Origin of the sequence: Siminovitchia terrae, from assembly GCF_003605405.2 — a bacterium.
Classification (GTDB): domain Bacteria; phylum Bacillota; class Bacilli; order Bacillales; family Bacillaceae_C; genus Siminovitchia; species Siminovitchia terrae.
In genome coordinates this window covers 296,018-312,797 of the sequence record NZ_QYTW02000003.1, presented here as the reverse complement: position 1 = coordinate 312,797, position 16,780 = coordinate 296,018, and the positions used below count along the sequence as shown (strand labels likewise).

Here is a 16,780-nt window from a genome sequence, read left to right as displayed (position 1 = left end):
GTGATTGAGCGATGGCCGGGAAAAAGCTCCATCCATCAGTGGAACAATTCAAAGCATTTGTGAAAGAGCATCCGATCCTCATAAAATTGGTAAGAGACGACGAATACACATGGCAAGAACTATATGAGGATTGGTATTTGCTCGGTGAAGATGATCCCAAATGGACCCAATATAAAAATGGAAGCCAAACCAAGACTAGTCATAAAAAAGACGATGATAAAAACTGGGTCCAGCAATTGACCGGAGTGTTTAAAAAAATGGATGCCAATCAAATGCAGCACCATATTAATAATTTGAGCCAGGCCATAGGAGCGATCCAAGGAGTCCTGACGCAATTTCAAGGGAACAATCAAGAAAATACAAATACTCAACCGCAAAATGATGCCCCAAGAAATCCATTTTCATTCCGTAAAGATTAAGGAGAAGTGAAAAGATGAGGGCGGATGTATTGCAATATATATATTCCAGTAATGAATTGAAGCGTTTTATCCGGGAGCAGCCACGATGGTATCGAACACTTTCACGTAAGCCGGAGTTATTGGAGCAGTTTGAAATTGCCTCTAGCCATTATTTTGAAAAAACGATCCCACACCGGGTCGAAAAATTTTCTAGAGGTGTACAAATGGCTTCAATGATGATGGGAATGCTGCAGGGTATGAAATCTTAACTGGTGAACACATATAAATTTATGTGTTCTTATTTTTTTGCATGAACCTCACCCTTTGGGGAAAAAACTAAAGGGTAAGAGGTGATGGCGATGAAAAAAATGATCTTATATACATTGGTGGCTCTTATTTTTTCAGGTTGTGCGCAAAAGCTGCCGGACCCTGAAGCTGAAAAAGCAAAAGCGATGGAAACCGAAGTTGAGGCCAGTAAGCAAATGACTGTGCGTCACAATGTCCAAGGAAATTCCATATATATCGAGTGTTTCATACCTGGTGTTTCTTTTTCTGGTTCAAAAGCTGAAGGACAATTAGGTAAAGCTCTTTTATATATCGACGGACAACTGTACAATGAATATGATACAGCTGCTTTCGTCGTTAAAGATATTTCAAGTGGAGTTCACACTTTTACAATTGAAATAGTGGACAAGGACAACAGGTCGCTTGGAATCAGTAAAAAGTTTAAGGCAACTGTCAGCTAGATAGTATCGCCGCCCAACTGGAAACATGGTAAAATAAATAGTGGAGGTGAGCCCTTTGCTTGCTACACTTGAAAGTATTGAAATCATCGAGAATGCTGAAATGCTTGGTAAAATTATTCAGGAAACGAATATTGCCGAGCGGTATCGGTTCTATTATCATAAATTGCAGGAAGATTCTACTACAAGGAGGAAAATTGCTGAGTTCGTCAAAATGAAGGAATTGTACGAAGATGTCCAACGGTTCGGCCGTTACCATCCAGAGTATAAGCAAATCATGACAAAGACGCGGGAGCTTAAACGGGAGATGGATCTTGACGAAAATGTTGCAAACTTCCGAAAGGCAGAGAATGATTTGCAGTCGTTGCTGGATCAAATAAGCGTGATTATCAGTCAAGCTGTTTCTGACAGTATCAAGGTGGATACAGGCAATCCGTTTTTTGATACAGGTTCATCATGCTCAGGAGGATGCGGAACCGGAGCCGGCTGCGGCTGTTCTGCATAACCAAAGGAAGAGATGTAAAGGGGAACAAATATGTTTATGAAAAGACAAGGATTAATCGTATGGTTGTATAATTTAAAAAATACAAAAATGCTGCGACGGTATGGAAATGTACATTTTGTCTCCAAGCGAATGAAATATGCCGTACTCTATTGCAATCAAAATGAATTTGAGACTTTGTCTGAAAAACTGGAATCACTCCCATTCATTAAGAAAGTGGAGCCTTCTTACAAGTCGGATCTCAAGACGGAATTTGAAAATGCGAAGCCTGACAAAGCGAAGGAATACGATTATCGAATAGGTCTTTAAGAGAAAGCGGCCCATAACAGGGCCGCTTTCTTTAAGTGGTGAGCAAAATACAAATTTAGATGATATAGATGTCCAGTTCTAGCGCTCAGCGACTAACAAACTTCACTACAATAGGTTAACATAGACTTTGACGCACAGGGATGTGCTAGCGCAAGCAAAGCTGCAGGATGCCGCGTTCTGAGCCTGCCGGCGCATAGGGATGTGCTAGTGCAGCGAAGCGACAGGAAGTCTCGTTTTGATCCTGCTGACGCACAGGGATGTGCTAGTGCAAGCGAAGCGACAGGAAGTCTCGTTTTGATTCTGCTGACGCACAAGGATGTGCTAGTGCAAGCGAAGCGATAGGACGTCGCTGCTTGAGCCAGCCGACGTACAGCACCATCGGCGCAAGAATCAAGTCACGCGGAAGTTTATTCAGGAAGAATGTGCTCCTGCGACACAGCTTATTCAAGGAAGGATATGTTTTCCTCGTTGAAAAGCTGCATGAAGCATTCTCAAGGAAACTTTTCAGGATTGAAATTAGCAGCTTTGCTGTGGTGGCTGAGGAACCGCCTCCTCGCAATTCGCCTTGTGCTTGTCGCCTAAGGTTGTGCGCCTTTCGCTTTTCTTATAATGGGGGAGAGTAGTTTGACTAAAAGGATTATTCGCTTTTCATTGTTTCTTGCGTTTGTTATAGGTTGTATATTGTTCATTCAGTGGAAAGGCTATCATTCTGTAGAAGATGCGGCTGTGTTGAATATTGAACAAACATTTACTATTCGGCATACGCAAGACGAATTTGTGATAAAACAGTCTATCGAAAATCTTCCGGAAGGAAAATACCATATACACTACCCACCAAAAGCAAAAGATATCGATTGTCAATTGGGAGAGGATCATGTCTGCAAATGGGAGGATGGAAAAAACAGCCAATTAAAGGTCAAGGAAGGCCCTCTGACTTTTACATATAAGCTTAAAGCCCCCATGAAGGTTAACAGCTTCTTGCTGGAGGATTGGGGAATAACGATTAAAGAGGCACCAAGCGCTTCTACACGTATCCAGTTGACAGAACAAAATTGGCGAAATGGCAGCTGGGCAACAGGGGCGGATTTAGCTGGAAAAGAAAAAATGGAAGGCCTTGACTATTATGTATTTAAGGCAGAAGGATTAATACCTCCGCTATTTTGGCAAGAGCAAGCTCTCGTGCCAATGGAAATGAATCAGCATCTCACCATTTACTCAGAAGGTAAGCCTTCGTTAAAACGATCTATATTTGAAAAGCTCGTTCCTGACGAGAAAATATTTGTGATCATGTCGAACAATATTAGCGAGCTTACCGAAACAGACAAGCTGATCTTCGTACCGGGGGGGAAAAAAAATGTGGAAAAACAGCTTGCTAGCCTGCTGCTTGCAAAAAAGCTTTCTTTCACGGATGAAAAAGAGTGGATGCTCGATTTGCTTGTTTCTTCTCTAACTCATACGCCTGCCCATAGTAACAAGGTGGAAAAAATGCGGGAAACAATCTTCTCGGTGTTAACCAAAGAACAAGCAGATCGCTGGTTGGAAAACATTCTCTCGACAGATTCAAAAACTATTACTAGTCAGCTGCTCGATGAATTGCTTGAAGATACTGCGGGAATTAAAACTGATTTTTTTCAAAAAAACGCTGATATGAGCAAGCCGTTCCAGCCGTTTTACTTTTTAGATAAACGGAAAATATATATAAACGGCAAAAAAGCTGACAAAATAAACATTTTACTCCAAAATGATCGGACCTATATATCCTTTGTCCCATTGATCGAAATGCTTGGCTTTCATGTATTGGATTCATCCAAGCCAAAAGAGTTGATGATTGGTAAAAATGGTGATAAGTATCACTTTATTTTTTCAAAGAAATTATTCTTTAAAAACGGGCAGCAATTTGGTTTTCAGCGGAACCCGTTTTCTATGGACCATAATGAAGTCTATTTTGATACAGCTGCACTTAAGGGACTGTTTGATTTGGAAGTGGAGGAAAATAGTCAGGAAATTAATATACATTAAAAAACCCTGCAGAATACACTGCAGGGTCCTTCTATTTTCCGTATAAACGGATAGAAGGCAAAGGGAGAGGAGAAACCGGAGGAAGAACTTATGGGGAAGCGTAAGTCTTCTCCGCGGTTGGCAACAACATCTGCTGCGATGTTGTTATCCATATTATCACCGTTAACAAAACTTTTATACATGTCTTATGCAATCAATCATGTAGGTGTAAAGTCTCACTTGATTAATATAGATTGTAGAAAACTTTTGTGTTAGTATAAAAAGCGACAATACAGGACGAATGGTGACGAATATGAGGATAATATCAGGCACTTGCAAAGGCAGGAAGCTGAAGTCGGTTCCAGGCAAGTCAACAAGGCCTACTACCGATAAAATGAAAGAAACGATTTTTAATTGGATCGGTCCCTATTTTTCTGGGGGATCTTGCCTTGATTTATACGCAGGCAGCGGCGGTGTCGGTCTAGAGGCGCTGAGCAGGGGCATGGATTTAGTTGTTTTTGTGGACAATAATAAACAAGCTATCCAAACAGTCAAGACGAATGTTTCCATGTGTGGCATGGACGATAAATGCGAGATTTACAATAATGATTCAGAACGCGCATTAAGAGCCATTGTCAAAAGGAACCTGCAATTTGATCTGATTTTCTTAGATCCGCCATATAAAAGACAAAAGCTAAATATGTTATTGGAAATGATAGAGAAAAAGTCTTTGCTGAAGGAGTCAGGCTGTATCATTTGCGAGCATGACCCCGAAGTGATCCTTCCGGATACGATTGGCGAGCTGGAGCAGGTGAAAAGCGCCAGCTATGGAATGAGCAGTCTTACTATGTATATTCATGAGGAAAAAGAGGGGGAGCAAGATGACGAGCATCGCAGTATGCCCGGGGAGCTTTGATCCGGTGACTAACGGACATCTGGACATTATTCGGCGTGGAGCAAAAGTTTTTGATGAAGTGTACGTCGTTGTTTTAAGTAACTCGTCCAAGAAGCCGTTGTTTTCAACAGATGAAAGAACAGAATTAATTAAGAAAGTGACAAAAGATATAAAAAATGTCAAAGTAGATTCATTTAATGGTCTTCTTGTCGATTACGCCAAAAGCATCCATGCCAATGCAATCATAAGAGGATTGAGAGCGGTCTCAGATTTTGAGTATGAAATGCAGATCACTTCAATGAACAGGGTTCTGAATGAAAATATTGAAACGTTTTTTATTATGACCAATAACCAGTACTCTTTTTTAAGTTCGAGCATAGTGAAAGAAGTAGCGAAATATAATGCGGACATATCAGAACTCGTTCCATGGGAAGTGGAAAAAGCTTTAAAAGAGAAATTCGACCATAGCTAGACTAGTTTTTTGATTCGATTTTCTGTACATAGACCGCTATGCAAATCAATAACATAAAAATGGTGAAAAGAGGCCCAAATTGCTTTAACCAATTAAGCACATTTTCCCACCAAATGTCATGCTTCTGAAAAAATACCGGAGTGGACATGGATTGGCCGCTCAAAAACCTTTGTTCGAATGGCTTCCAAAAAATGAAAGTAAAAAAACCGGCCAAAAAACCATGAAGAATCCTGGCTATAAAGAAAGGGCGGAAACGGATATCAGTTTGGGCAAGTATGCTCGCGGCCTGCGCTTGTACACTGAAACCGCTGAACCCGAGAATAAAGCTAGCCATAATGGCCTGTTGCATAAGGGTTGCATCTTGTATCTGGCTGGTCATCTGGCTTCCGAGAGTAATCTCGAAAATACCGGCAATAGAAGGGATGCTTAAAGACGTTGGCAGATGGAAAATCATTAAGATACCTTCTACCAATTTTGCCAGAAACGCTGTAACATGCATGTGAAACAACAGCTTGTTTACTACAGAAAATAATATAATAAAACCGCCGATCATAAGTAATGTGTGGATGGATGAAATGACAGCATCCCCTACCAGCTTTCCGATCGGCTTTTTATTTTTCAGTCTAGTTTGATGCAAAGCGGACAAAGCTTCGGTCAAAAGCGGCCGTTTATAAGTTGGCATTTCACTTTTGGGCCTTTTTTTACCGAAATTTCTCATGATGATTCCTACAGAGAAATTGCCTATATAATGGGTTAAAGCCAAAAGGAAGCCAAGCTTTGGATTATGAAAAAAACCTATTGAAACGGCACCGAAAATAAAAAGAGGACTTGAGCAATTTGTAAAAGATACAAGCCTCTCTGCTTCATCACGCGTTAAATGCCCCTCTTGGCGTAGCCGTGCGGTTATTTTTGTCCCAGCAGGAAAACCAGAAGCCATCCCCATCGCCCAGGCGAATCCCCCAACACCAGGAACCCTGAAAAGTGGCCTCATTAACGGTTCAAGCAACACTCCCATAAATTTTACGACTCCAAACCCTATCAGCAACTCGGAAAGTACAAAAAAAGGAAATAGGGATGGAAAGACGATTTCCCACCACATGTTGAGGCCGCGGACGGATGCTTCAAAAGATTTTTCCGGAAGAAGGACCATGGAAGCGGCCATTGATGTTACCATTACAGCAAGGAAAACGGTTTTTATTTTTGATAAGTTCAAGTTCAGCCCTCCTTGTCCAAGGAACCCTACATAACCAATATACTCATAGGCTATCCTTTTAGACCATAAAATGGGGCAAAGGGGGCGGTGAATGTTGAAAAGACCGAAAATCGGCCTTGCACTCGGATCTGGGGGTGCAAGGGGTTTTGCCCATTTGGGAGTACTTAAAGTTCTAAAAGATCATTCCATCCCCGTAGATATGATTGCAGGCAGCAGCATGGGAGCGCTAATAGGATGTTTTTATGGCTTTGGCCATGATATCAGCCAGCTTATAAAATTATCGAAAGCTTTTAAAAGACAGTACTATATAGATTTCACAGTCCCGAAAATGGGGTTTATTGCGGGGAATAGAGTGAAGAATTTAATCCGCCTGTTCATGCAGGGAAAGCAGATTGAAGATTTGGATATTCCTGTCGCTGTCATTGCGACGGATTTACAGACCGGCGAAAAAGTCGTGTTCAAGAAGGGGCCCATTCCTGAAATTGTGAGAGCCAGTATTTCCATTCCCGGTGTATTTGTACCTGAGAAAATAGACGGCAGGCTCATGGTCGATGGCGGGGTGTCGGATCGGGTTCCAGTAACAACTGTAAAAGAAATGGGAGCAAATATTGTGATTGGGGTGGATGTTTCAAGAGTGAATCGGCGTGCGGAGATTCTTACGGTGTATGATGTAATCATGCAGAGTTTGGATATACTGCAGCAGGAAATTATTGCTGCAAGGGAGGTGGAGTCTGATGTCATGATTTTGCCCCCTGTGGAGCATTTAAGCACAAAGGCTTTTAAAAATATCGGTGAGATTATCGAAATGGGGGAAGAAGCCACCTTATTAAAATTGCCGTTGATCCAAAGAGCAATTCAAAGATGGCATAAAGAAAATCCCTGATTAATCGGCCATGATAGGAGGCTGAGCATATTCCATGGATAACAGCCTGCTTCTAGCAGGCTCTTTTAATACTTGGGAGTACACAAGTGCCGCCTTCCGGTCGAGTGCTAGCAGGTCCTGCGGGAAAGAGGAAACCGTTGAAACGAGAGGCAAAGATAAATCCTTCTTTACCTTGTTTAAATACTCTCTGCCGTTAGCTGACATTCCAAGCAAGCGAATATATCCTGGTGTCTCCCCAACGGATTTTATATCGGCTTTTGAAGTATTTGTCAAAGCATGGGTGCAGATTCTTTGCAATCGTGTCCATGTGTAGCGCTTTGTTTTGATCAATTCCATAAAAGATTGAAAGTTTTCAGCAGTCTGTGCAGCCTTTTGAAGACGATAAGGAAGTCCTTCTTCAATATCGTACATCTGATTTAATTCTTCTTCGCCCATGGTAATGAGGCGATACTGCAAATAGGGCCAATAATCTTCCCAGTCATGAAAGTGTCCATATGTATTATAGTAAACATTCATTTCGGCGAATGTGCTTTCCGGAACATAGGGACGCATGCGGTTTAAATTACCTTCCTCTCTTATCAGCTTCCGGATAGAGGTTGCACTCGCAATTCGATCATCATGGATTGTTTGATCATTATGTTCCGCTGTATTGCGCTTTATTGTAAAAAACTGCATACTTGAATTTAATTTGTCAGCGGCTGAAATGTAATGATAGCCCAAAATATTATTTGGCATTGATAAGTCAACCGAGTCTTTATTTTTTTCAAGATCCGAGAAAGCAAGAGAAAGGGCCTTCGGATAACTCACTCCCTCTTTTATATAAGATTTGATCTTTTGGTTATATAGATCTTCCTGCTCCTTGAGAAGTTCCATTGTATGTAAAAAGGGGTCAATGCTTCCCGACTCACTGCCGAAACAGATAGAGCTGCATTTCAGTGCATCAAGCAAATAAACAGAACCCAAAGCGAACGTTTCTGCTTTTTGAACAGCAAACGCATAGGGGAGTTCTATGACAATATCGGCACCTGCCAGTAGAGCCATCTTTGTCCTTGCCCATTTAGAAACGATGGCGGGCTCCCCCCTTTGTAAAAAGTTTCCGCTCATGACTACGATGGCAACCTCACTTTTTGATACTTCTTTTGATTGTGATAAATGATACAAGTGTCCATTGTGAAATGGATTGTATTCAGCTACGATCCCAACGCTTTTCATTCCAATCGACTCCCCCTCTATAATTCTTTGTTATCATACTGGATTTTTAAAAATTGTAACATATAAGAGGAGAAGCCTCCTCTTATATGTACATTCGTCGTCTCTATGACCGTAATATCCGTGGCCGTATGCTTGATAGCCATAGTGCCATGATGATATCCATAACCTGGATAGCCGCCGTACCCGTGATAACCTCCATACCCCGGATATCCGCCAGGGATCGGAAGCTGTCTGTCTTCCTTTTTCAAATTTTTCACCTCTCATAAAATTAAATTCCGGATAATCTATGCTTATTTCATTAAAGTTGTATGAGCTATGGTCTACTTTGTAAATGGATGAACAGTGTTCAATTGTCCTAAATTGGGTAAAGTAAAGAATGAACTTAAATTTCATTAAGTGTAAAGAAGATTTTATTGACAAACAGTATGACCAAAGCTATAATTACTTTTGTTGCCTAGAGGTGATCATAATGAAATGGACCGTTGCCGAATTACATAAATATCAGTACGAGGCAATGACATTTGACAAGACGATCGATCTTGCCGAAGAACTGAAAAAAGCGGATTCTGAGATTAGAGAGGTTTCTCCCATCCGAGTCCAAGGAAGAGCGGATGTCGATTCTGATAAGGCGGCTTTCCATCTTCACATTACAGGGGCATTCATTTTGCCATGTTCCAGAACCTTGGCAGATGTGGAATACCCATTTGATATTCATTCTATCGAGACCTTTTCATTGAATCCGCTCAATTATCAGGTCGATGAGAATGAAGAGATTCATGAGATTGTAGGCGGAGTCATTGATCTAAAGCCTGTCGTTCATGAACTGGTTCTTCTGGAAGTTCCCATCCAAGTGTTTTCGCCAGAGGTAGAAGAAAGCTCTTCGTTACCATCCGGTCAGGATTGGAAAGTATTGACAGAGGATCAGCTGTATGAGGTGAGAGAGCGTGAAAAGAAAAAAATTGACCCGCGCCTTGCCGATCTGGCAAAATTGCTTCAAAAAGACGAAGATGAAAAACAAAGATAATATTTAACAGCTTTAAGGAGGTGGGAAGAATGGCAGTACCAAAAAGAAGAACGTCTAAGACGGCTAAAAGACAACGTCGTACTCACTTCAAATTGGATGTACCAGGAATGGTAGAGTGCCCAAATTGCGGTGAAGCGAAACTTGCCCATCGTGTCTGCAAAGAGTGCGGAACTTATAAAGGAAAATCAGTTGTAAATAACTAATTCAAAAAACGTGAAGAGATTCAGTCCTTCACGTTTTTTGTTTTCCAGAATTTTTTTGAATGTGAAAAGGGGGAGAATAAGGTGAAAGCATATTCTTCTACAAAATATGAGAACGGTTTGCTTGTATGGAAAATCAATCGGCCTGAAAAAAGGAATGCCATAAACTATGAAGTCATGGATGGGTTGGATTTGATGCTGAATGAAGCAGAAGGAGACCCTTCCATAAAAGCAGTAGCTATTATAGGTGAAGGAGAACGTTCTTTTTGCTCCGGTGGAGATGTGGTGCAATTTCATAGTCTAATAACAGAGGAACAAGCTTATGCGATGTTGTCCAGAATGGGAAACTTGCTATATCGCCTTGCCATTCTGCCTAAACCGACTGTTGCTGTCTTGAATGGGTCGGCACTGGGAGGAGGATGTGAGTTGGCTACAGCTTGTGATATGAGGATAGCGAAAGCAGGGACGGATGCTGGGTTCATCCAGGCGAATCTTGCCATTACGACTGGGTGGGGAGGAGCAAGTCTTCTTTACGAAAAGATGAATCCATCACGGGCCTTGCAAATCTTGACAGAAGCGCAGGTACTGTCTGCGCAAGAATTAAAAAGTTTCGGCTTCATCAATGAGATTTATGAAGGGAATTCCCTTCATGCGCTGGAGAAATTTATGGAAGATATTCTTTCAAAGGAAGCGGGCGTATTGAAATCGTATAAAGAGTCTCTGATTGAAAAATTTCATGCAAGTAATTTAAAGCAGCGGATGGACCAAGAAATCAGACGTTGTGCGGTACTTTGGGCAAAAGATGAGCATCATCAGGTTGTATCGAGTTTTCTAAAACGATAAATATCAATTGCTCGTTAGTCTATCTTTTCTATTATGTGCATATGTATGTGTTAAAAAGTCAGGAGTGATTTCATTGGCAACTGGAAGACAGGATGCATGGACTGCCGAAGAAGATAGACTACTTGCAGATTTGGTCCTTTCACATATAAGGGAAGGAAGCACTCAATTGAAGGCATTTAAAGAGGCTGGGGCTAAATTGGCCAGAACAGCAGCGGCCTGTGGGTTTCGCTGGAATTCTTATGTGCGAAAAGCATACCAAAACGAAATTACGGTGGCAAAAAAAGAGAGGAAAGATGCTCAGAGAAACGGCTCTTCAACGTTGAATGAAGCGAATGAAAGCGAGGCCATTCGTGAGGCAAACGATACACATTTATCAATAAGGGACGTAATCAGTTATTTAAATGGGCTACAGGAGGATCAGGAAGCGAATATTCAATCATACAGTGCTTTGAAAGAGGAAAACCAGATGTTAAGACAGAAAAACGAAGACTTAAATGGGAAATTGGAAAATTTGCGAAGAGAATATGGTAATTTGAAAGCGGAATATTCTACATTACTGTCAATTATGGATAAAGCGAGAAAACTGGCGGCAAAGGAAACAGCCTATGAAGTCACTGATGCATAGAACCAAACTTTCATCTGTTTGCTCTTAAAACTGGCGGAACATTTTACAGTGGCTTTGGAGCGAGCTTTTATAAGCTGAATGGATAAACTTGTCGTTTGCGTTGTTTTCTGATTTGGTTAAAAAGAATATGCTAGAAAAAATCAAACTTCTTGCAATTTATTTTTGTTGTTATCTTTAACCCACAAACAAAGAGCCGGGCCGAAATAGTTTCGGCCCGGTGCTGTTAATAAGCAGGCGATTCAGATGGAGCCTTGCGGGCAAAAGCCATGATACCAGCTATCAAATATAGAATCGCAGGTAAGAATCCGAATCCGACGGAAATGATACCTGTTAATAAAGCGCCAATGATGAACATCCATCCGGCTAATTTCGGTTTTTTATTTCCTTTGATACTGATTACTCCAATTAGTCCCAAAATGATACCGATAATCGAAGCGACGACTATAGCCCAGCCAAAAGTTCCTACTGCGTCCAGCATCGTAGAAACATCCCCGGCGTTGAATTCTAAGGTAGGATCCGCGGTAAATTGATCTTCCAGCTCTGTTTTAAATTCACTAGACTGATTGGCCCATATAAGTAGGATACCGCCCAATGACATCAGCGCACTTAAAATAATACCAATGATCCCAAGTGCAATTTCTCCTGTCCGTTTCAAACAAAAAACCTCCCATATTTGTATAAGTACCTTATGTTGTACGGGATAGGGACACACATGGTTTCATTTTAGTCATTATTTTTTTGTTCCGTTACCCCTTCAGGATACCAGACCAGCGGATTTTCTCCCAGATCCCTGTCTACATCATACTTGACGTTTTGGAAGCCCAGCTTTTCAAAGAACGGGCGGGAGTTTAACCTTGGGTTTGTTTTAATAGGCATATTAAAGCTTTTTGCATAATCTACGAGAGTCTGTCCATAACCCTTTCCTTGGAAGTCCGGGAGAACCTCCAGCTTCCACAGCTCCAAGTAATCCTGCGGCGGGTTAAAATACTTATCAAACTTTGCTTCCTTTTTGTACAGGCTCATGCGGGCTGCAAGATTATCCCCAAAATAGATGCCATAAAACGGAGAATCGAGGTCATCTTCAACGATATTTTCTTGCAAATCCTCCAGCATGGATAATTCCTGTGCCCCATATTCTTTGAATTTTTTAAATTCCTCCATTGTTTTATAGTTGATTCTGAGCTTTTTTACTTCCTCTGACATATTTTCATCCCCATTTTCTGTATATATTTCTTTTTTATTATGTAATTAAATCTCATTATATAACAAAGCATGAAAAATTTCAGATATAATGGTAAATAGGAAGCGATTACATCATCGTCAATGGCATGATGGCTGTCTCACTGAGCTTTATCAAGGTTATGGAAAATATGAGGGGACGGAGGAATAGAAATGAAAGAAATTCAGGCGACTATGGCAGGTACAGTTTGGAAAATTGAAGTCGGGGCTGGAGAAAATGTATCACCTGGCCAAACCGTATTGATTTTGGAATCGATGAAGATGGAAATTCCTATTGAAAGTCCAGAGGCTGGTAAAATAACTAAAGTAAACGTCTCTTCCGGGGACTTTGTTAATGAAGGAGATACTCTGTTTGTCCTGTCCAGCTCTAGCGCTTAACCTCATTAGAATCAAGAGGCTTCCCTCTGATGGCTGAGGAACTGCCTGCTTGGGAAGTAACTTGTTTATCCTCACAGACCAAGGCGCTTGCACCTTTCTAGGAAGATAAGAAAGTATAAAATCAGATAAATATTTTGTTCGATTTAAGTTTTTCTATGTCTAGCTATGACGTACAGTAAGTACTAGTGCCACCGAAGCCACAGGATGTGGCGGCTTGAGGCGGCCAGGCGCCATCGGCGCAAGGATCAAGTCACGCGGAAGTTTATTTAGGAAGAATGTGCTCCTGCGGCACAGCTTATTCAAGGAAGCATATGATTCCCTCGTCGCAAAGCTGCATGAAGCATACTCAAAGAAGCTTTTCACGATGTAATTGAAATTAGCAGCTTTGCTGTGGTGACTCCCCGCAATTCGCCTTGTGCTTATCGCCTAAGGCTGCGCACCTTGCGTTTTTCTAAGAATAATAGAAATCAAGGAGAGATTCTTACATGACTGAAAAGGCAGACAAAGATATTTTGCTTGAGAGAAAGAGTGTGGTCTACGCAGGAGGCGGCCAAAAATACCACGAGAAATTAAAGCAGCAGAATAAAATGTTTGTAAGGGATCGACTGTCCATTCTTTTTGATGAAGGAAGTTATGAAGAAGACGGACTGTTTGCCAATTATCAGGCCGGCGACCTTCCGGCAGATGGAGTTGTTACGGCGATAGGAAAAGTAAATGGCCAAACGGTTTGTGTGATTGCCAATGATTCAACTGTCAAAGCAGGATCCTGGGGTGCTAAAACCGTTGAAAAAATAATCAGAATGCAGGAAACTGCAGAAAAGATGAAGGTCCCTCTGTTTTATTTGGTTGATTCAGCCGGCGCCAGAATTACAGATCAGCTGGAAATGTTTCCAAACCGCAGGGGAGCAGGAAGAATCTTTCACAATCAGGTGAAATTGTCCGGGATGGTCCCGCAAGTGTGCATCCTTTTTGGCCCTTCGGCAGCCGGGGGTGCCTATATCCCAGCATTTTGCGATATTGTGATTATGGTGGATAAAAATGCATCCATGTACTTAGGGTCTCCAAGGATGGCGGAAAAAGTCATTGGCGAAAAAGTGACCCTCGAGGAAATGGGTGGAGCGAGAATGCATTGCTCCGTAAGCGGCTGCGGGGACATATTGGCGCAATCAGAGGAAGAAGCTATAAAAGCAGCCCAAAAATACTTATCTTATTTCCCGGCCAATTTTACAAAAAAAACGAAGATCTTTGAACCAAAAGATCCGAAACAGGGCAGAGGGCTTGAAGAAATCATCCCTAAAAACCAAAATGCGCCTTTTGACATGTATGAAGCGGTGGATGCCCTTATTGATGAAGGCAGTTTCTATGAAATCAAGGAACTTTTTGCTTCTGAACTGATCACTGGTTTTGCCAGAATGGGCGGTCGCACAATAGGCATCATTGCGAATCAGCCGAAAGTAAAAGGCGGGGTTCTTTTTGTCGATTCGGCTGATAAAGGTGCGAAATTCATCCAGCTCTGTGATGCTTATCATATTCCATTATTGTTCTTGGCGGATGTCCCAGGCTTCATGATAGGAACCAAAGTTGAGAGGGCTGGGATTATCAGGCATGGGGCCAAATTCATCGCGGCAATGAGCTCTGCCACTGTCCCTAAAATATCCGTCATTGTCCGAAAAGCATATGGAGCGGGGCTATACGCTATGGCAGGACCTGCTTTTGAGCCGGATGTGTGCATTGCATTACCAACAGCGCAAATTGCAGTTATGGGGCCGGAGGCGGCAGTAAACGCTGTATATTCCAATAAAATTGAGGCAATTGAGGACCCTGAGGAACGACGGAAATTTGTTTTTGAAAAACACGAAGAATACAAGAAACATATAGATATTTATAAACTTGCATCAGAGATGATCGTGGATGAAATCACCGAACCGGGAGATTTGCGGAGAACGCTGATTGACCGATTCGATTTATATGAGACAAAGGACGTTGTTTTTAGTACAAGAAAACATCCGGTTTATCCGGTGTAGAGAAAAGCATAGAGGAACGTTTGGTGGTGGATCTTGACAAGATAAGAGAACATGGTGATTTTGTCACCTCAAAGTGTAAGGCTCCGGCTTAGGACACGCTTCGCCTGCCTTTGTGCGGCATGCTCAGAGCGCGGCGTCCTGCCGCATCGCATGTACTATAGGACGTCCTGTCGCATCGCATGCACTAGGACGTCCTGTCCGTCGTCGTCGCTGGAGCCAGACAATAAGAAACTGACATGGTTTTAACTTCATTTAGCAGAAGTCTCCCACTTCTGTAAGTGGTGAGATGAAAGCATATTAGTATTCTATTCAGTGGGGGTTCAAACCCCGGCTGAATAAAGTTAAAGCCTCCGGCGGATGCCACAGATTTTCAAAGAAAATTTATCGAGCGGAGCTCGATAAAATCTGGGCGGAAATACGCCAAGGTGCATTTGATCTTACACCTGGGGCCTTATAGCGGAATAAAAAAATTCCTCTTTTTTCAGTAAGAGGAATTTTTTTATGGAAAAGGAATAGGCTGGAGAATGTTCATTTGCTAAAATAACAATAATAGTNTACGCCAAGGTGCATTTGATCTTACACCTGGGGCCTTATAGCGGAATAAAAAAATTCCTCTTTTTTCAGTAAGAGGAATTTTTTTATGGAAAAGGAATAGGCTGGAGAATGTTCATTTGCTAAAATAACAATAATAGTAAGTTTAACTTCATTCAGCAGAAGTCTCCCACTTCTGTAAGTGGTGAGATGAAAGCATATTGGTATTCAAATCAGCGGGGGTTCAAACCCCGGCTGAATAAAGTTAAAGCCTTCGGCGGATGCCGCAGATTTTCAGAGGAAATTTATCGAGCGGAGCTCGATAAAATCTGGGCGCAAATACGCCAAGGCGCATTTGATTTAAGTAATTAAGTAATTAGGTGATTGGATGCGAGTAGGTATAATTGGTGGAGGTTCCATTGGCCTGTTGTTTGGAGCATATTTGGGACAGAACCATGAAGTGACTATTTTTACAAAACGTGAGGAACAAGCACAAAAAATCAAGGAAATGGGAATCCGCCTTTGTTTCCAAGATGGAGAGGAAAAAGTGATTGCAGTTGATGCCAAATTTGGAGACTGCATCATCTCGGATCAAGACATTTTGATTGTGGCTGTAAAGCAATACGATTTACCACAGGTAATGACTTTGCTGAGCTCAGCTTCAAAAGCTATACCGCTATGTTTCATACAAAACGGAATGGGGCATCTTGAGCTTTTGAATATTCTGCCGCAAAAGACTATCTTGGTTGCGACGGTGGAGCACGGTGCCAAGAGATTGAATGACTGGACTGTTTCACATAATGGAGTCGGGCAGACAAACGTATCAGTTTATAAGGGGACCTATGAGATGGAAAAAAGCTTTCCAATGAGTGCTGATCCTCAATTTCCTGTCAGCTTCTATGAGGAATATCGCACAATCCTGATTAATAAACTGATTGCAAATGCGTTGATTAATCCTCTGACGGTGGTTTTTCAGGTGAAGAACGGACGCCTAGTTGATAATCCGTATTATTACGAGTTATTGAGATTAATGTTTGAGGAAATTTATTCAATCTTTCCACTGGGGGAAAAAGAAGAAGTCTTTAATAGGGTCATTGGTATTTGCAAAAATACAAAACACAACACTTCATCTATGTTGAAGGATATCCAAGAAGGCAGAAAAACAGAAATAGATGCTATATTGGGATATATCCTAAAGGTGGCAGAAAGAAAAGGGGCCAAGCTTAAGACCATTCAAATGGCTTACGTCATGGTCAAAGGAATTGAACAGGAAAGGAGATGAGCAAGCAAA

At 41.6% G+C, this 16,780-nt stretch carries 22 protein-coding genes; 17 read left to right on the top strand and 5 right to left on the bottom strand.

The features are described from left to right. Positions 1–11 precede the first annotated feature (11 nt). The 8 genes from ylbD (at position 12) to coaD (ending at position 5,317) form a co-directional block, all read left to right on the top strand. Positions 12–419 (top strand): YlbD family protein, encoded by a 408-nt coding sequence (ylbD, locus tag D5F11_RS05860; protein WP_120115273.1) that lies wholly within the window; start codon positions 12–14, stop codon positions 417–419. A gap of 14 nt (positions 420–433) precedes the next feature. Next, positions 434–667, top strand: coding sequence for a YlbE-like family protein (locus tag D5F11_RS05855; RefSeq protein ID WP_120115272.1), 234 nt, complete (start codon positions 434–436; stop codon positions 665–667). Positions 668–757: 90 nt separating this feature from the next. Beyond that, positions 758–1,144 carry a hypothetical protein gene (locus D5F11_RS05850; protein WP_120115271.1) on the top strand — a complete coding sequence of 129 codons (387 nt, stop codon included), beginning with the start codon at positions 758–760 and terminating at the stop codon, positions 1,142–1,144. A 55-nt stretch (positions 1,145–1,199) separates the two neighbouring features. Continuing rightward, positions 1,200–1,646 carry a YlbF/YmcA family competence regulator gene (locus D5F11_RS05845; RefSeq protein WP_120115270.1) on the top strand — a complete coding sequence of 149 codons (447 nt, stop codon included), beginning with the start codon at positions 1,200–1,202 and terminating at the stop codon, positions 1,644–1,646. Positions 1,647–1,676: 30 nt separating this feature from the next. Then, positions 1,677–1,952: a YlbG family protein gene (locus tag D5F11_RS05840; RefSeq protein ID WP_120115269.1), complete on the top strand. Its 276-nt coding sequence runs from the start codon at positions 1,677–1,679 to the stop codon at positions 1,950–1,952. A gap of 624 nt (positions 1,953–2,576) precedes the next feature. Continuing rightward, positions 2,577–3,971 carry a stalk domain-containing protein gene (locus D5F11_RS05835; RefSeq protein WP_120115267.1) on the top strand — a complete coding sequence of 465 codons (1,395 nt, stop codon included), beginning with the start codon at positions 2,577–2,579 and terminating at the stop codon, positions 3,969–3,971. 292 nt (positions 3,972–4,263) lie between these two features. Next, complete coding sequence (gene rsmD / locus D5F11_RS05830) at positions 4,264–4,866, top strand: 16S rRNA (guanine(966)-N(2))-methyltransferase RsmD (protein ID WP_120115266.1); 603 nt, start codon at positions 4,264–4,266, stop codon at positions 4,864–4,866. After that, on the top strand, positions 4,832–5,317 hold the full coding sequence (gene coaD, locus D5F11_RS05825) for a pantetheine-phosphate adenylyltransferase (RefSeq protein ID WP_120115265.1): 486 nt from the start codon (positions 4,832–4,834) through the stop codon (positions 5,315–5,317). Before rsmD ends, coaD begins: the two co-directional genes overlap by 35 nt. 1 nt (position 5,318) lies before the next feature. Here the strand turns inward: coaD and ylbJ are convergent, their stop codons facing one another. Beyond that, positions 5,319–6,530 carry a sporulation integral membrane protein YlbJ gene (gene ylbJ, locus D5F11_RS05820; protein WP_120115264.1) on the bottom strand — a complete coding sequence of 404 codons (1,212 nt, stop codon included), beginning with the start codon at positions 6,528–6,530 and terminating at the stop codon, positions 5,319–5,321. A gap of 94 nt (positions 6,531–6,624) precedes the next feature. Here ylbJ and D5F11_RS05815 point away from each other — a divergent pair, with 94 nt between their 5' ends. Further along, positions 6,625–7,413 carry a patatin-like phospholipase family protein gene (locus D5F11_RS05815; RefSeq protein ID WP_120115322.1) on the top strand — a complete coding sequence of 263 codons (789 nt, stop codon included), beginning with the start codon at positions 6,625–6,627 and terminating at the stop codon, positions 7,411–7,413. Here the strand turns inward: D5F11_RS05815 and D5F11_RS05810 are convergent, their stop codons facing one another. Continuing rightward, on the bottom strand, positions 7,414–8,625 hold the full coding sequence (locus D5F11_RS05810) for a nucleotidyltransferase (RefSeq protein ID WP_120115263.1): 1,212 nt from the start codon (positions 8,623–8,625) through the stop codon (positions 7,414–7,416). Between the two features lie 17 nt (positions 8,626–8,642). Then, the gene (locus D5F11_RS26015) at positions 8,643–8,873 is read right to left on the bottom strand and encodes a hypothetical protein (protein WP_185830526.1); all 231 of its coding nucleotides are present in this window, start codon (positions 8,871–8,873) and stop codon (positions 8,643–8,645) included. A gap of 221 nt (positions 8,874–9,094) precedes the next feature. On the opposite strand from D5F11_RS26015, the gene D5F11_RS05805 reads away from it, so the two are divergent. The 4 genes from D5F11_RS05805 (at position 9,095) to D5F11_RS05790 (ending at position 11,317) form a co-directional block, all read left to right on the top strand. Continuing rightward, complete coding sequence (locus D5F11_RS05805) at positions 9,095–9,649, top strand: YceD family protein (RefSeq protein ID WP_120115262.1); 555 nt, start codon at positions 9,095–9,097, stop codon at positions 9,647–9,649. 29 nt (positions 9,650–9,678) lie between these two features. After that, entirely contained in the window at positions 9,679–9,852 is a 174-nt protein-coding gene (gene rpmF / locus D5F11_RS05800; protein ID WP_120115261.1) for a 50S ribosomal protein L32, read from the top strand. A gap of 81 nt (positions 9,853–9,933) precedes the next feature. Further along, the gene (locus tag D5F11_RS05795; RefSeq protein WP_120115260.1) at positions 9,934–10,692 is read left to right on the top strand and encodes an enoyl-CoA hydratase/isomerase family protein; all 759 of its coding nucleotides are present in this window, start codon (positions 9,934–9,936) and stop codon (positions 10,690–10,692) included. Positions 10,693–10,765: 73 nt separating this feature from the next. Beyond that, positions 10,766–11,317, top strand: coding sequence for an RsfA family transcriptional regulator (locus tag D5F11_RS05790; protein ID WP_120115259.1), 552 nt, complete (start codon positions 10,766–10,768; stop codon positions 11,315–11,317). Between the two features lie 223 nt (positions 11,318–11,540). Here D5F11_RS05790 and D5F11_RS05785 read toward each other — a convergent pair whose 3' ends face one another. Then, positions 11,541–11,972: a DUF4064 domain-containing protein gene (locus D5F11_RS05785; protein ID WP_185830521.1), complete on the bottom strand. Its 432-nt coding sequence runs from the start codon at positions 11,970–11,972 to the stop codon at positions 11,541–11,543. Between the two features lie 68 nt (positions 11,973–12,040). After that, positions 12,041–12,520, bottom strand: a complete 480-nt coding sequence (locus tag D5F11_RS05780) for an N-acetyltransferase (RefSeq protein WP_120115257.1) — start codon at positions 12,518–12,520, stop codon at positions 12,041–12,043. A 189-nt stretch (positions 12,521–12,709) separates the two neighbouring features. Here D5F11_RS05780 and D5F11_RS05775 point away from each other — a divergent pair, with 189 nt between their 5' ends. From D5F11_RS05775 to D5F11_RS05765, 4 genes are all read left to right on the top strand, one after another. Further along, complete coding sequence (locus tag D5F11_RS05775; RefSeq protein WP_120115256.1) at positions 12,710–12,934, top strand: acetyl-CoA carboxylase biotin carboxyl carrier protein subunit; 225 nt, start codon at positions 12,710–12,712, stop codon at positions 12,932–12,934. Between the two features lie 485 nt (positions 12,935–13,419). Then, positions 13,420–14,958, top strand: a complete 1,539-nt coding sequence (locus tag D5F11_RS05770; protein ID WP_120115255.1) for an acyl-CoA carboxylase subunit beta — start codon at positions 13,420–13,422, stop codon at positions 14,956–14,958. A 741-nt stretch (positions 14,959–15,699) separates the two neighbouring features. After that, positions 15,700–15,861: a hypothetical protein gene (locus D5F11_RS26010; protein WP_185830520.1), complete on the top strand. Its 162-nt coding sequence runs from the start codon at positions 15,700–15,702 to the stop codon at positions 15,859–15,861. 16 nt (positions 15,862–15,877) lie between these two features. After that, positions 15,878–16,771, top strand: a complete 894-nt coding sequence (locus D5F11_RS05765; protein ID WP_120115254.1) for a 2-dehydropantoate 2-reductase — start codon at positions 15,878–15,880, stop codon at positions 16,769–16,771. Positions 16,772–16,780: the final 9 nt, after the last annotated feature.